12 protein-coding genes are annotated in these 13,668 nt (G+C 66.6%); 8 read left to right on the forward strand and 4 right to left on the reverse strand.

The window, feature by feature from the left end; genetic code table 11:
* Positions 1-210: 210 nt before the first annotated feature.
* The gene (gspG, locus tag QE399_RS10365) at positions 211-663 is read right to left on the reverse strand and encodes a type II secretion system major pseudopilin GspG (RefSeq protein WP_309832025.1); all 453 of its coding nucleotides are present in this window, start codon (positions 661-663) and stop codon (positions 211-213) included.
* A gap of 50 nt (positions 664-713) precedes the next feature.
* Between gspG and QE399_RS10370 the strand changes: the two genes are divergently transcribed.
* Positions 714-1,160 (forward strand): type II secretion system protein N, encoded by a 447-nt coding sequence (locus QE399_RS10370; protein WP_309828508.1) that lies wholly within the window; start codon positions 714-716, stop codon positions 1,158-1,160.
* A gap of 59 nt (positions 1,161-1,219) precedes the next feature.
* Here the strand turns inward: QE399_RS10370 and QE399_RS10375 are convergent, their stop codons facing one another.
* From QE399_RS10375 to ilvA, 3 genes are all read right to left on the reverse strand, one after another.
* Entirely contained in the window at positions 1,220-1,819 is a 600-nt protein-coding gene (locus tag QE399_RS10375; RefSeq protein ID WP_309828509.1) for a histidine phosphatase family protein, read from the reverse strand.
* Positions 1,816-2,628, reverse strand: a complete 813-nt coding sequence (locus QE399_RS10380; protein WP_309828510.1) for an adenosylcobinamide-GDP ribazoletransferase — start codon at positions 2,626-2,628, stop codon at positions 1,816-1,818. Before QE399_RS10380 ends, QE399_RS10375 begins: the two co-directional genes overlap by 4 nt.
* A 71-nt stretch (positions 2,629-2,699) precedes the next feature.
* Positions 2,700-4,265: a threonine ammonia-lyase, biosynthetic gene (gene ilvA / locus QE399_RS10385; RefSeq protein ID WP_309828511.1), complete on the reverse strand. Its 1,566-nt coding sequence runs from the start codon at positions 4,263-4,265 to the stop codon at positions 2,700-2,702.
* A gap of 291 nt (positions 4,266-4,556) precedes the next feature.
* Here ilvA and QE399_RS10390 point away from each other — a divergent pair, with 291 nt between their 5' ends.
* From QE399_RS10390 to QE399_RS10420, 7 genes are all read left to right on the forward strand, one after another.
* Positions 4,557-5,006, forward strand: a complete 450-nt coding sequence (locus QE399_RS10390; RefSeq protein WP_309828513.1) for an OsmC family protein — start codon at positions 4,557-4,559, stop codon at positions 5,004-5,006.
* A 287-nt stretch (positions 5,007-5,293) separates the two neighbouring features.
* Positions 5,294-6,352, forward strand: coding sequence for a porin (locus QE399_RS10395; protein ID WP_309828514.1), 1,059 nt, complete (start codon positions 5,294-5,296; stop codon positions 6,350-6,352).
* Between the two features lie 619 nt (positions 6,353-6,971).
* Positions 6,972-8,552, forward strand: coding sequence for an ABC transporter substrate-binding protein (locus tag QE399_RS10400; protein WP_309828515.1), 1,581 nt, complete (start codon positions 6,972-6,974; stop codon positions 8,550-8,552).
* Between the two features lie 138 nt (positions 8,553-8,690).
* Positions 8,691-9,674, forward strand: coding sequence for an ABC transporter permease (locus QE399_RS10405; RefSeq protein ID WP_309828516.1), 984 nt, complete (start codon positions 8,691-8,693; stop codon positions 9,672-9,674).
* Position 9,675: 1 nt separating this feature from the next.
* The gene (locus QE399_RS10410; protein WP_309828517.1) at positions 9,676-10,893 is read left to right on the forward strand and encodes a M20 aminoacylase family protein; all 1,218 of its coding nucleotides are present in this window, start codon (positions 9,676-9,678) and stop codon (positions 10,891-10,893) included.
* 38 nt (positions 10,894-10,931) lie between these two features.
* Complete coding sequence (locus QE399_RS10415) at positions 10,932-12,512, forward strand: ABC transporter substrate-binding protein (protein WP_405043478.1); 1,581 nt, start codon at positions 10,932-10,934, stop codon at positions 12,510-12,512.
* A 118-nt stretch (positions 12,513-12,630) separates the two neighbouring features.
* Complete coding sequence (locus QE399_RS10420) at positions 12,631-13,548, forward strand: ABC transporter permease (RefSeq protein WP_309828520.1); 918 nt, start codon at positions 12,631-12,633, stop codon at positions 13,546-13,548.
* Positions 13,549-13,668: the final 120 nt, after the last annotated feature.

Genomic DNA, 13,668 nt, shown 5'->3' on the forward strand with positions numbered 1-13,668 from the left:
TCACCGAGCGACACGCAGTGCGCGACCGTGGGGGCCTGTATCGCCGCCGGGCCGCCCCAAGGCGAAACGCGGCCCCCTTGGGGGGCAGGGAGCGACACGCAGTGCGCGAGCGTGGGGGTCATGGTTTCGCCGCCGGGCCGCCCCAAGGCGAAACGCGGCCCCGTTGGGGGGCAGGGAGCGACACGCAGTGCGCGACCGTGGGGGCCATGCTTACTGCCAGCTCCCGATGTCTGCGTCCTTGCCTTCGCCGCCGGACTGTCCATCGGCACCGAAGGACATCACATCCACTTCGGCCTTGACGCCCGGGTTGAGGTACTGGTACGGGCGGCCCCACGGATCGTTGGGCAGCTTCTCCAGGTACGGGCGCCAGTTGCCGGGTGCGGGGGCGGCGCTGGGACGGGCAATGAGGGCCTGCAGGCCCTGCTCGGCCGTGGGGTAGCGCTGGTTGTCCAGGCGGTAGAGCTTCAGCGCCTGCATGATGTTGGTGATGTCGGTGCGTGCGGCTGTGCTGCGGGCATCGTCGGCGCGGTCCAGCACGTTCGGCACGATGAGCGCTGCCAGCACGCCGATGATGACCAGGACCACCATCAGCTCGATCAGGGTGAAGCCTGCCGCCAGGCGGCGGCGCGCGCGTTGCGCCAGGGAAGGGTGGGGTTGCTGCATCGCGTGGTTCTGACTCGGATGGGACATATCCGGTCAATCATAATCGTGCCATGTTGAGAAACTTAGACAGCCGCTGGGGCGTACGACTGGGCACGCTGGCGCTCTGGGCGCTGGCCGGCGCCAGCACGGTGTACTGGGGCTTGCGCCTGGGCGCGCGCCCGGCCGGGCTGCCGGCGCCGGTCTCCGCGCCGCAGCCGGTCGTGCCCGATGTGCAGGCGCTCGCCAAGCTGCTCGGGGCCGTGCCCACGGTGGCCGCCGCGGCACCGGCGGCGGCCAGCCGCTTCGTGCTGGTGGGCGTGCTGGCGGGCACCGCCAGCGGCGGCGGGGCGGCGCTGATCGCGGTGGACGGCAAGCCGGCCAAGCCTTACCGCGTGGGCGCCACGGTGGACCAGGGGCTGGTGCTGCAGTCGCTGGCGCGCCGTCAGGCAAGGCTCGGACCGGCGGTGGATGGCGAGACGACGATGTCGCTGGAAATGCCGCTCAAGCGTTCGCCTTGACGCCATCCGCAGGCCGATGACCACGCTGGTCGGCGGCGTGTTCTTTTACTTTCCCTTACTCACTTGCCCGGTTCGGCGGTGAGCGGCATGACGGTCCACGCACCATAGGCCGGTGCAGGCGCCGTCCACTCGTGCGATAGCGGTTGCCGTGCAGCGCCATGGTCCATCAGCCAGCGCAGGCATCGCACCACGCCGGCGTGCGTGATCCACAACACATCCCCGCCGTGCTGCAGGGCGCTTTGGCGGGCGTCCTGCCAGGCGGCGTCCACGCGCGCCAGCATCTGCGCGAGCGATTCCCCCTGGCCCGGGCGGTGCTCGCAGAAATCGGCCGCCCAGGCATCGATGTCGGCGCGGGCGATGCCACTCCAGGGGCGGCCTTCCCAGCTGCCGAAGTCCAGTTCTGCCAGGCGTGTATCGGATTTGGAAAGCCAATCGGGCTGTAGTGCTTGTAAATCATGCGCCAGCAGCTCACATCTTTGTAGCGGAGAGTGGCGGATGGCGGCCCAGCGCAGCGGGTGGGCTGCCACCAGCGCCTGGGCGGCCGCGCGGCTGGCCACCGCGTCAGCGGCCACATCCAGCCGGCCGTAGCAGATGCCCTCGTCCACCAGCGGGCGGGCATGCCGCGCCAGCCACAGGCGGGGGGCGGCAGGTTCGCTCATCGGCCGGCAGGGCCGAGCGCGAGGGCCGCGCCCAGATAGAAAGCGATCTCGCACACCTGCTGCGTGGCCCCCAGGCAGTCGCCGGTGAAACCCTGCAGCCGGCGCGTGAACCACCGGCCCATCCACGCGGCGGCCGCCGCGCTGCAGGCCAGTGCCGCGAGCAGCAGCGGCGCGCCCAGCCACCACGCCACCCCCAGCAACGCCGGGAGGCACCAGAGCGCGGCGGCCAGCAGCGAGGGCCCGGCGATGCGGTCCGCCAGCGGCTTGCTCTTGGAGGTGGCGCTGTCGCCCACGTGGCGCAGCCGGTGCACCAGCAACAGCGGCCAGAAGCGCGACAGCACGTGCGCGCCCAGCAGGGTGGGCAGCACGACGCCCAGGCCCTGCGTGCCCAGCAGCGCCAGCAGCGCCAGCTTGGCGGCCAGCGCCAGCACCAGCGCCATGGCACCGAAGGCGCCCAGGCGCGAGTCCTTCATGATCTCCAGCACCCGTTCGCGCTGCAGGCTGCCGCCCAGGCCATCGGCCACGTCGGCCAGGCCGTCCTCATGGAATCCGCCGGTGGCGAGGACCGTGGCGATGGTGCAACCCACCGCGGCCACCAGCGGCGCGAAGGGCTGCGGGCCCAGCCCGGCGTGGAGCGCCAGGTAGGCGAGCCCCCCCACGGTGCCCACCAGCCAACCCACGCCCGGAAAGTGCCCCGCGCTGGCCCGCAGCATGGCCGGGCTGTAGCCCACCCACTGCGCCAGCCGGCCCGTGACCGGCAAACGGGTGAAGAACTGCACCGCAAGCAGGAAATGGCGCAGGGCCGTCATGGGATGATTGCTATGTAAATAATAGCTGTATGCGCTGATGGATAAAGCGCTGGAGGCCTATTTTGCTCTCGTCAATCCGCCTGGGCCTGCAGGAACAGGCGATAGGCCGGGTTCAGCGTTTCCTCGACGTACGGATAGCCCAGCGTCTCCAGGAAGGCCTCGAACGCCGCCGTGTCCTCCGGCGGCACCTGCATGCCGACGAGGATGCGGCCGTAGTCCGCGCCCTGGTTGCGGTAGTGGAACAGGCTGATGTTCCAGGTCGGCTGCATCAGGCTGAGGAATTTCAGCAGCGCGCCGGGCCGCTCCGGGAAGGTGAAGCGCATCAGGCGCTCGTCCTGCGCCAGCGCCGAGCGGCCGCCCACCAGGTGGCGCAGGTGCTCCTTGGCCAGTTCGTCGTGCGTGAGGTCCAGCGCCTCGAAGCCGTTGCGCACGAAGTCCTGTGCGATGCGCTCCGAGCCGCCCTTGCCGGTGGTGGTCACGCCCACGAACACATGGGCACGACGGGCGTCGTTGATGCGGTAGTTGAACTCGGTCACGTTGCGCGTGCTGCCGGGCAGGGCGCCGACCACCTCGCAAAAGCGCCGGAAGCTGCCACGCTCCTCGGGGATGGTGACGGCCAACAGCGCCTCGCGCTCCTCGCCCACCTCGGCACGCTCGGCCACGAAGCGCAGCCGGTCGAAATTCATGTTGGCGCCGCACAGGATGGCGGCATAGGTCTCGCCCTGCGTCTGGTGCGTGTCCACGTACTGCTTGATGGCCGCCACCGCCAGTGCGCCGGCGGGCTCCACGATGCTGCGCGTGTCCACGAAGATGTCCTTGATCGCCGCGCAAACGGCGTCGGTGTCCACCAGCACAAAGTCGTCCACCAGGCCGCTGGCGACGCGGAAGGTCTCCTCACCCACCAGCTTCACGGCCGTGCCGTCGGAGAACAATCCCACGTCCGGCAACTGCACCCGCTGCTGCGCGCGCACGGACTGGGCCATGGCGTCGGAGTCGTTCATCTGCACGCCGATCACCTTGATGTCAGGGCGCACGGCCTTGATGTAGTTGGCCACGCCCGAGATCAGCCCGCCGCCGCCGATGGCGACGAACACCGCATCCAGCCGCGCGCTGCCCAGCCGCTGCACCTGGCGCAGGATCTCCATGGCAATCGTGCCTTGGCCCGCGATCACGTCCGGATCATCGAACGGATGCACGAAGGTGAGGCTCTGCTCCTGCTGCAAACGGGCGGCGTGCTCGTAGGCGTCGGAGTAGCTGTCGCCGTGCAGCACCACATCGCCGCCCAGTGTCTTGACGGCGTCGATCTTGAGCTGCGGCGTGGTCGTCGGCATGACCACCACGGCGCGGGTGCCCAGCTTGCTCGCACTCATCGCCACGCCCTGCGCGTGGTTGCCGGCCGAGGCGCAGATCACACCCTTCTTCAACTGCTCTGGCGACAGGTGCGCCATCTTGTTGTAAGCGCCGCGCAGCTTGAAGCTGAACACCGGCTGCTGGTCTTCGCGCTTGAGCAGCACCTGGTTGCCCAGCCGCCGGCTCAGCGCCTGGGCGGGCTGCAGGTCGGATTCCACGGCCACGTCGTAGACGCGCGCGGTCAGGATCTTCTTGAGGTAGTCGGACGGCGAGAGAGGCTGGGTCATAAGGCGGTCGGCAGGCACACGACCTGCAAGGCGGGCGGGGCGCTCATCATAGGCGCAGGGCGTCGGACCGCCTTGCGCGAAGTCCAAGGCAAAAAAAAACGGCCCCAAACCGTGAGGCTTGGGGCCGAATCCATCCTTTGAGGAGATGGAGGAGACAATCAGCGCGCCGGAACCGTGTGGTGCCTAGCGCATGGACGCAAGTGTATCGCAAGGGATGCTGCGATGCAGCAAAATCAGCGTTGACGCAGGCCAAGCGGCCCGTTTTCATCAATTCTTTTGGGAAAAAACAACATGGAATGCACCGTCAGCTGGACCGGCAACGCCGGCACGCGCTCGGGAATGGGTTTTGTCGCAGAAACCGGAAGCGGTCACGTCCTGGCGATGGATGGTGCCCCGGACGCCGCCAACCCGGCCAACGGCGGGCAGAACCTCGCCCCGCGCCCCATGGAAACGGTGCTGGCCGGCACGGGTGGCTGCACGGCCTACGACGTGGTGCTGATCCTCAAGCGTGGGCGCCATGACGTGCGGGGGTGCAGCGTCAAGCTGACATCGGAGCGTGCCGACACCGATCCCAAGGTCTTCACCAAGATCCACATGCAGTTCGTCGTCACGGGCCGCAACATCCCTGCAGCGGCGGTGGAACGCGCCATCGCCATGAGCCACGACAAGTACTGCTCGGCCAGCATCATGCTGGGCAAGACGGCAGAGATCACGACGGGCTTTGAGATCGTCGAGGCGTGACTGGCAGCCGTCTCGGTCAGATGTGCAATCAAAACAGGAGCGGCGCCGCCACGCAGGGCAACGAAAATGACAGTTTTGCGGCACTGAGTCGACTGTTGCTGTAGGGCAACGGAAAACGCGTTTGGACCGGAATCTAAGGGATTTTCTTTGCGAAACCTGCGTGCGTCTGTTGGAATAAGCAGAACTTCCCCACCAGGAGGTTGGCCCGGGGACCGGCAAGGAGACGATGCGAGCATCCAAAGTCCTAGCAATCCGGCGCCCTCTGTTTAACCTTGGAGTAACTCGTAATGAAAAAATCTCTGATTGCCCTGGCTGTGCTGGCTGCTTCCGGCGCTGCAATGGCTCAATCGTCCGTGACGCTGTTCGGTATCGTCGACACCGGCGTTGCTTACGTGAACAACGTTAACGCAGCTGGTGACAACAACTACGGCCTGTCCACGAGCGGCAACGCTACCAGCCGTCTGGGCTTCCGCGGCGTTGAAGATCTGGGTGGCGGTCTGAAGGCCGGCTTCTGGCTCGAAGGCGAAATCTTCGGTGACGACGGCAACGGCAACGCCGGCTTCGACTTCCGTCGCCGCTCCACGCTGAGCCTGACTGGTGGTTTCGGTGAAGTCCGTCTGGGCCGTGACCAAACCGCTGGCTACAACAAGACCAGCTCCTACGACCTGTTCGGCCAAACCGGCATCGGCCAATTCATGGGCTGGCGCGCCTGGACCGGCGTGGCAAGCACGACCGCTGGTTCCGCCATCAACGACGCTAGCAACATCCGTTCTAGCAACATCGTCAGCTACTACACGCCTAACCTGAGCGGCTTCACCGGCGGCATCAGCTACGGCTTCGACGAGCAAGTCGCTGGCAAGGCTGGCCGTTACGTTGGCGGCAACGTGGCCTATGACAACGGCCCCCTGAGCGTGGCCCTGTCGTACGACCAACGCGAACTGAACGACACGTCTTCGCGTGACACCCTGACGTTCGGTGGTTCGTACAACCTGACCGTTGCCAAGATCAACGCGATCCTGCAACAGTCGAAGTACGACATCCCCGGCGCTTCGGATGCCAAGTTCAACGCCTACGCCCTGGGCGCTTCGCTGCCCGTCGGCGCTGGCGAGTTCAAGGTGCAGTACGCTCTGTACGACCAAAAGGCCATCGACTCCAAGGCTCACCAGATCTCTCTGGGCTATGTCCACAACCTGTCCAAGCGCACCGCTGTGTACGGCAACGTGGCATACCTGAAGAACAAGGACCGTTCCAACCTGGCCCTGCAAGCTAAGAACCTGAGCACCACGGGTCCTGGCGCTGGTGAAAACCAGACCGGCGTGCAAGTTGGTATCCGTCACGCTTTCTAATTGCTTGCTGGCCTAGCCAGCTTGAGTTAGACCAAAACCGCAGCCTTTGGGCTGCGGTTTTTTTTTTGCCCGGATGGGCGGGGTAGCGCCTCGACGCGGATGGTGCAGTCCGGGTCCGTGGCCGTCGCGCGAAGTCCTTGCCAGGGCGGTTTACCGCCGCAAGGTTGTGGGGCGTCTTCAAGGGCTGAGAGCCGGCCCCAGTGCTCTTCATGGCGGAAGGTGGGGCCGATCAATCCGGCGCATGTTCGGGCGCCGCGTTTCCTGCGTGGATTCCACGCGCGGGATACCCCGCTTTTTCCGTGCAGGCTGGGCGAGGCGGCAGCCCGCCTTTTGCCGACGGGCCGAGTCACCCCCATGCCATTTGGCGCGATCAACGCAGAGCGCTCTGCTGATTGGATCTGCCCCGGGCAAGAGGAGGGGCAGCGCGCAGCCCGCCTTCTCCGGTTTGAACCCCGATGCGGAATCAAGACATCGCCAATGGTGGCACCAAGCTTGCATTCACGGCGGCACATGCAGGGGCTGTTCGTGTCGCCGAAAGCGGGGTGTCCTCAGGGAATCCCCGTGGACCTTCCGGCGTGCGCTGCTGCAATAGTCCCCACTTTTCATCCAGGGAGGTTCCATGTCCGGTCTTGCTTCTCGATGGTGCACCGTCGCCGCTTTGGTGCTGGCATCTGTTCCCGTGGCCCAGGCGGCGCCGTTCAAGTGGGCCAGCCAGGGGGAGATATCCACGTGGGATATCCATTCGCAGAACAATGCCCTGCAGAACAACATCCATGCCTACGTGTACGAAACCTTGGTTCAGTACAACAGCCGCACCTTCGAGGTGGAGCCCGTGCTGGCGACGGCATGGAAGGAGATCAGCCCGACGCAGGTGCGCTTCACGCTGCGCCCAGGGGTGAAGTTCCATGACGGCTCGGCCTTCACTGCGGACGACGCGGTGTACTCGCTGAACCGGGCCATGGCCAAGACGTCGAACTACGGCCCGTATGTACAGGGCTTCGATCGCATTGCCAAGGTGGACGCGCAGACCATCGACATCCATCTCAAGGCGCCCAACCCGGTCCTGCTGCGCCAACTGACCGAACTGCGCGTGATGAGCAAGGCCTGGGCGGAGAAGAACAAGTCGGTCGAGCCCAAGGACATCAAAGGCTCCGACGAGAATTTCGCGCACCGCAATGCCATGGGCACGGGACCCTACACACTGGAGTCCTGGCAGCCCGACGTGCGCATGGTGTTCAAGCGCAACCCGAACTGGTGGGGGACGATGGAGGGCAATGTGACGGAGATCGTCTACACCCCCATCAAGTCGGCTGCCACCCGTGTGGCGGCGCTGCTGTCCGGGGAAGTGGACATGGTGCTCGATCCGTCCCCGCAGGACCTGGCGCGGCTGCGCTCCAGTGCCGACCTGAAGGTGGTGGACGGCGTCGAGAACCGGACGCTGTTTCTGGGCATGGACCAGTTCCGCGAGGAACTGGTGGGCTCCAACATCAAGGGCAAGAATCCGCTGAAGGACCTGCGCGTGCGCAAGGCGCTGTACCAGGCCATCGACGTGAACACGCTCACGCGCAGCATTCTGCGTGGCCTGGGCAAGCCGACCGGCACCCTGGTCGCGCCGCAGGTAGCGGGCTGGACCGAGGGCGTGGGCAAGCGCATGCCCTACGACGTGGAGGCTGCCAAGAAGCTGCTGGCCGAAGCTGGATACGCCGAGGGCTTCGAGGTCGACTTCGCCTGTCCCAACAATCGCTACATCAACGACGAAGCCGTCTGTCAGGCCGTCACCGCGATGTGGGCACGCGTTGGCGTGAAGGCCAAGCTGCGCACGCTGCCGCTGGTCACCTACTTCCCCATGATCCAGCGCAACGAGGCTAGCATCTACATGCTGGGCTGGGGCGTTCCGACCTTCGATGCGCTGTACAGCCTGCAGTCGTTGGTGCGCACCGTAGGCACGGGCGGCGACGGCAACTACAACGTGGGCCGCTACAGCAACCAGCGCATGGACTACCTGGTGGACCGCATCAAGATGGAAACGGATGCGCCGGTCCGCTCGCGCATGCTCACCGAGGCACTGCAACTGTCCAACGACACGGTCTCGCACATTCCGCTGTACGACCAGGTCATCCCCTGGGCCATGAAGAAGAAGATCGACATGGTGCACCGGGCCGACAACCGCATCGACATGCGGGCCGTGAAGGTCAACTGAGGCTTCTCGCCCACCCGCAGTACCCGGGCCTGCGCAGCTCTTGCGCACGCCCTGGTGCTATCCCGGGAGCCACTGGGTTTTTGGGGTCCGCGCGAGAGGGACCCTGCTAGCATGCTCCATTCATTTCCGGTTCTCTGAATGCTCGCCTTTATCCTGCGCCGCCTCATACAGGCCGTGATCGTGATGGTCACCGTGGCTTTCATCTCCTTCATGCTGTTCCAGTACGTGGGAGACCCCGTCGTGTTTCTGCTGGGGCAGGATGCGACGCCGGAGCAGATCCGCGAGATGCGCGCTTCGCTGGGGCTGGACCAGCCGTTCATCGTGCAGTTCTGGCACTTCCTGGTGAATGCGGCCCAGGGCGAATTCGGGCTGAGCCTGCGGCAGGGCGCCAAGGTTTCGCGCCTGATTGCCGAGCGCTTCCCCGCCACGCTGGAACTGGCGCTGGTGGCCGCGCTCATCGCGCTGGTCGTCGGCGTGCCGATGGGCGTGTATGCGGCGCTGCGCCGCGGCACATTCACCAGCCAGCTTTTCATGACGCTGTCGCTGCTGGGCGTGTCGCTGCCCACCTTCCTCATCGGCATCCTGCTGATCCTGGTGTTCGCCGTGCACCTGGGCTGGTTCCCCAGCTTCGGCCGTGGCCAGGTCACCGACCTGGGGTGGTGGAGCACCGGACTGCTCACGGCCAAGGGCTGGCACCACATCACGCTGCCGGCGGTGACGCTGGCGATCTTCCAGCTCACGCTGATCATGCGGCTGGTGCGCGCCGAGATGCTGGAGGTGCTGCGCACCGACTACATCAAGTTCGCGCGCGCCCGCGGCCTGTCGGACCGCGCCATCCACTTCGGCCATGCCCTCAAGAACACGCTGGTGCCGGTGATGACCATCACCGGCCTGCAACTGGGCGGCCTGATTGCCTTCGCCATCATCACCGAGACGGTGTTCCAGTGGCCGGGCATGGGCCTGCTGTTCATCCAGGCGGTCACCTTCGCCGACATCCCCGTGATGGCCGCCTACCTGTGCCTGATCGCGCTGATCTTCGTAGTCATCAATCTTGTGGTGGACCTGCTGTACTTCGCCGTCGACCCGCGCCTGCGCGTGGGAGGCAAGGCGGGAGGCCACTGAGATGCAGCCCGCGCGACTGAAGGCCGGCGGCCGGGCGTTTGCGCACATCGCGCAGTTCCATCCCGAGCTCACGGCGTTCCGGCGAGACCTGCATGCGCACCCCGAGCTGGGCTTCGAGGAGGTCTACACCGCCGCCCGCGTCAAGGAGGCCCTGCGCCTGTGCGGCGTGGACGAGGTGCACGACGGCATCGGCCGTACCGGCGTGGTGGGCGTGATCCACGGCCAGGGCCGGTCCACCGGCAGCATGATCGGCCTGCGCGCCGACATGGATGCGCTGCCCATGACCGAGACCAACGAGGTGGCCTGGAAGTCCTGCAAGCCGGGCCTCATGCACGGCTGCGGGCACGACGGGCACACGGCCATGCTGGTGGGCGCGGCGCGCTACCTGGCCGCCACGCGCCACTTCGACGGCACGGCCGTGCTGATCTTCCAACCGGGCGAAGAAGGCTTCGGCGGCGCGCGCGTGATGATCGAAGACGGCCTGTTCGAGCGTTTCCCCGTGCAGTCGGTCTACGCCATGCACAACTGGCCGGCGATGAAGCCCGGCACGGTGGGGCTCAACTCCGGCGCCATGATGGCGGCGGCGGACCGCATCACCATCGAGATCAGCGGCCGGGGCGGCCACGGCGCGCATGCCTATCAGGCGGTGGACGTGGTGCTGGTGGCCGCGCACATCATCACGGCGGTGCAGGGCATCGTCTCGCGCAACGTGCGGCCGCTCGACAGCGCGGTGATCAGCCTGTGCGCCGTGCAGGCCGGGGACCTGGGCGCCTTCAGCGTGCTGCCGGGCACCGCCACGCTGGTGGGCACGGTGCGCAGCTTCGACCCGGTGGTGCAGGACATGGTGCAGCGGCGCATCCAGGAGCTGTGCGGCGCCATCGCACTGGGCTTCGGCGCCACGGCCAACGTGCGCTACGAGCGCATCTACCCGGCCACCATCAACACCGAAAGCGATGCGATCTTTGCCGGCAACGTGGCCGAGTCGCTGGTGGGGGCCGAGAACGTGGTGCGCGACCTGGAGCCCAGCATGGGCGCGGAGGATTTCTCCTTCATGCTGCAGAGCCGCCCCGGGGCCTACCTGCGCATCGGCCAGGGCACGGGGCCCGGCAACAGCGCGCTGCACAACAGCCGCTACGACTTCAACGACGACATCCTGCCCCTGGGCGCTGCGCTGCACGCCAGCCTGGTGGAGCAGGCCATGCCGCTCGCGTCGGCCTAGCCGCCAGGCCGTCACGCCTCTTCCATGCCAGGATCTCCATGAAAATACAAAGAAAATGGGCCGCAGCGTCCGTCCTGATTGCGCTGCCAGCTATGGTTTTGGTAGCGAATGCGCAGGTGATCCGGGTGGCGAACCAGGGCGATGCGCTGTCCATGGACCCGCACTCGCTCAACGAGTCGCTGCAGCTGAGCGTCACCGGCAACGTGTACGAACCGCTGATCGGGCGCAACAAGGATTTGAGCCTGGCGCCGGCGCTGGCCACGGCCTGGAAGCAGACCGCGCCCACGGTCTGGCGCTTCGAACTGCGCAAGGGCGTGCTTTTCCACGACGGCACGCCGTTCACGGCAGACGACGTGCTGTTCTCCCTGCAGCGCACGCAGGCCAACGCGTCCGACATGAAGACGTACACCAACGACTTCCAGGAGGTGCGCAAGATCGACGACCACACGGTCGAGATCGAGACCAAGGCGCCGTACCCCATCCTGCCCGAGGTGCTCACGCTGGTCTACATGATGAGCAAGAGCTGGTGCGAGACGAACCAGGCCGTCGTGCCGGTGGACCGCCGCAAGGGCGTGGAGAACGCGGCGTCGTTCCGCGCCAACGGCACCGGCCCGTTCCGCGTGCGAGAGCGCCAGCCCAACGTGCGCACCGTGTTCACGCGCAACGGCAGCTACTGGGGCACCATCGAGAGCAATGCCGCGGAGGTGGTCTACACCCCCATCGGCAACGATGCCACCCGCGTGGCCGCGCTGCTGTCGGGCGAGGTGGACGTGATGGAGCCCGTGCCGCTGCAGGACATCGACCGTGTGAACGGCAGCAACCTTACGCGCGCCGTCACCGGCCCCGAGCTGCGCACCATCTTCCTGGGCATGGACCAGAAGCGCGACGAGCTGCTGTATTCCAGCGTGAAGGGCAAGAACCCCTTCAAGGACAAGCGCGTGCGCCAGGCCTTCTACCAGGCCATCGACATCGACGGCATCCGCAAGACGGTGATGCGCGGCGCGAGCAATCCGTCGGCGCTGCTCGTGGGCCCGGGCGTGAACGGCTTCACTCCCGACATCAAGCGCCTGGCCTACGACGTCAACGCCGCCAAGAAGCTGATGGCAGAGGCGGGCTATGCCGAGGGCTTCGAGGTCGGCATGAACTGCCCCAACGACCGCTACGTGAACGATGCGCGCATCTGTCAGACCATTGCCGCCAACCTGTCGCGCATCAACGTCAAGGTGAATCTGCAGGCCGAGACCAAGGGCACGTACTTCCCCAAGGTGCTGCGGCGCGACACCAGCTTCTACATGCTCGGCTGGACGCCGGCCACCTACGACGCGCACAACGCGCTGAACGCCATCGCATCCTGCGTGGACGACAAGGGGGCAGGGCAGTTCAACCTGGGCGGCTACTGCAACCCGAAGGTGGACGCGTTGACCCAGCAGGTGCAGTCGGAGACCGACAGGACCCGGCGCAACGCGCTGATCCGCCAGGCGTTCGAACTGCATGCGGCCGACGTCGGCCACATTCCGCTGCACCAGCAGGCCCTGGCCTGGGGGGTGTCCCGCAAGGTCCGGCTGGTCCAGCTGGCCGACAACTTCATGCCTTTCAAGTGGATGAGCATCAGTCCGTAGCCTGACGGCGCCCTGCGCCCGCAGTGCCTGCAGCGGCCACCGCCGACGCAGGCCCCGACCGCAGCCAGACCGGCCATCCGCCTGCCTGACCTGCCCTTGTTTCCCGAGAGTCCTCACGATGAAAAAAACGCTCTTCCGCTGGTACGACAGCGATGTCGGCCACAGCTTCCGCACCTCGCCCGTGGCCATCGGCGCGGCCCTGATCGCCGTCGTCTGCGTGTTCTGCGCGGTCTTCGCCGGCTGGGTGGCGCCGCACAACCCGTTCGACCTGACCACGCTGGAGCTGTCCGACGCGCGGCTGCCGCCCTGGTGGAACACCGAAGGCGGCGGCACCTGGAAGTACCCGCTGGGCACCGACGACCAGGGCCGCGACATCCTCTCCGCCGTGATCTACGGCGCCCGCATCTCGCTGATCGTTGGCTTCGCCTCGGTGGTGCTGTCGGTGGTGGTGGGCGTGGCGCTGGGCCTGCTGGCAGGCTTTCGCGGCGGCTGGGTGGACGGCGTGCTGATGCGCCTGTGCGATGTGATGCTGTCCTTCCCCGCCATCCTGGTGGCGCTGCTGATCGCCGGCGTGGGCCGTGCGGTGTTCCCCAATGCGCACGAGTCGCTGGCCTTCGGCGTGCTGATCATTTCCATCTCGCTCACCGGGTGGGTGCAGTACGCGCGCACGGTGCGCGGCTCCACGCTGGTGGAGCGCAACAAGGAATACGTGCAGGCCGCCCGCGTCACGGGCGTGTCGCCGCTGCGCATCATGCGCAAGCACGTGCTGCCCAACGTGATGGGCCCGGTCATGGTGCTGGCCACCATCCAAGTGGCCACGGCCATCATCACCGAGGCCACGCTGTCTTTCCTGGGGGTGGGCGCGCCGCCCACGTCGCCCTCGCTGGGCACGCTGATCCGCATCGGCAACGACTACCTCTTCTCCGGCGAATGGTGGATCACCGTGTTCCCGGGCGTCATGCTGGTGCTCATCGCACTGTCGGTGAACCTGCTGGGCGACTGGCTGCGCGACGCCCTGAACCCCCGCCTGCGTTGAACATGAAGCACTACCTCCTGTGCGACTTCGTCGCTCCGTACCCCGGCCTGAGGCCGCGGCTCTTCGCGCACGTCCAAGCCTGCGCGGGCAGGCTTGGAGCCACGGCGCTCAGCCCCTTCT

Origin of the sequence: Paracidovorax wautersii, assembly GCF_031453675.1 — a bacterium.
Lineage (GTDB): Bacteria > Pseudomonadota > Gammaproteobacteria > Burkholderiales > Burkholderiaceae_C > Paracidovorax.

Coding starts and splice junctions, on each gene's coding strand:
- gspG (WP_309832025.1), bottom strand. CDS start 663: ATGCAGCAACCCCACCCTTCCCTGGCGCAACGCGCGCGCCGCCGCCTG.
- QE399_RS10370 (WP_309828508.1), top strand. CDS start 714: ATGTTGAGAAACTTAGACAGCCGCTGGGGCGTACGACTGGGCACGCTG.
- QE399_RS10375 (WP_309828509.1), bottom strand. CDS start 1,819: ATGAGCGAACCTGCCGCCCCCCGCCTGTGGCTGGCGCGGCATGCCCGC.
- QE399_RS10380 (WP_309828510.1), bottom strand. CDS start 2,628: ATGACGGCCCTGCGCCATTTCCTGCTTGCGGTGCAGTTCTTCACCCGT.
- ilvA (WP_309828511.1), bottom strand. CDS start 4,265: ATGACCCAGCCTCTCTCGCCGTCCGACTACCTCAAGAAGATCCTGACC.
- QE399_RS10390 (WP_309828513.1), top strand. CDS start 4,557: ATGGAATGCACCGTCAGCTGGACCGGCAACGCCGGCACGCGCTCGGGA.
- QE399_RS10395 (WP_309828514.1), top strand. CDS start 5,294: ATGAAAAAATCTCTGATTGCCCTGGCTGTGCTGGCTGCTTCCGGCGCT.
- QE399_RS10400 (WP_309828515.1), top strand. CDS start 6,972: ATGTCCGGTCTTGCTTCTCGATGGTGCACCGTCGCCGCTTTGGTGCTG.
- QE399_RS10405 (WP_309828516.1), top strand. CDS start 8,691: ATGCTCGCCTTTATCCTGCGCCGCCTCATACAGGCCGTGATCGTGATG.
- QE399_RS10410 (WP_309828517.1), top strand. CDS start 9,676: ATGCAGCCCGCGCGACTGAAGGCCGGCGGCCGGGCGTTTGCGCACATC.
- QE399_RS10415 (WP_405043478.1), top strand. CDS start 10,932: ATGAAAATACAAAGAAAATGGGCCGCAGCGTCCGTCCTGATTGCGCTG.
- QE399_RS10420 (WP_309828520.1), top strand. CDS start 12,631: ATGAAAAAAACGCTCTTCCGCTGGTACGACAGCGATGTCGGCCACAGC.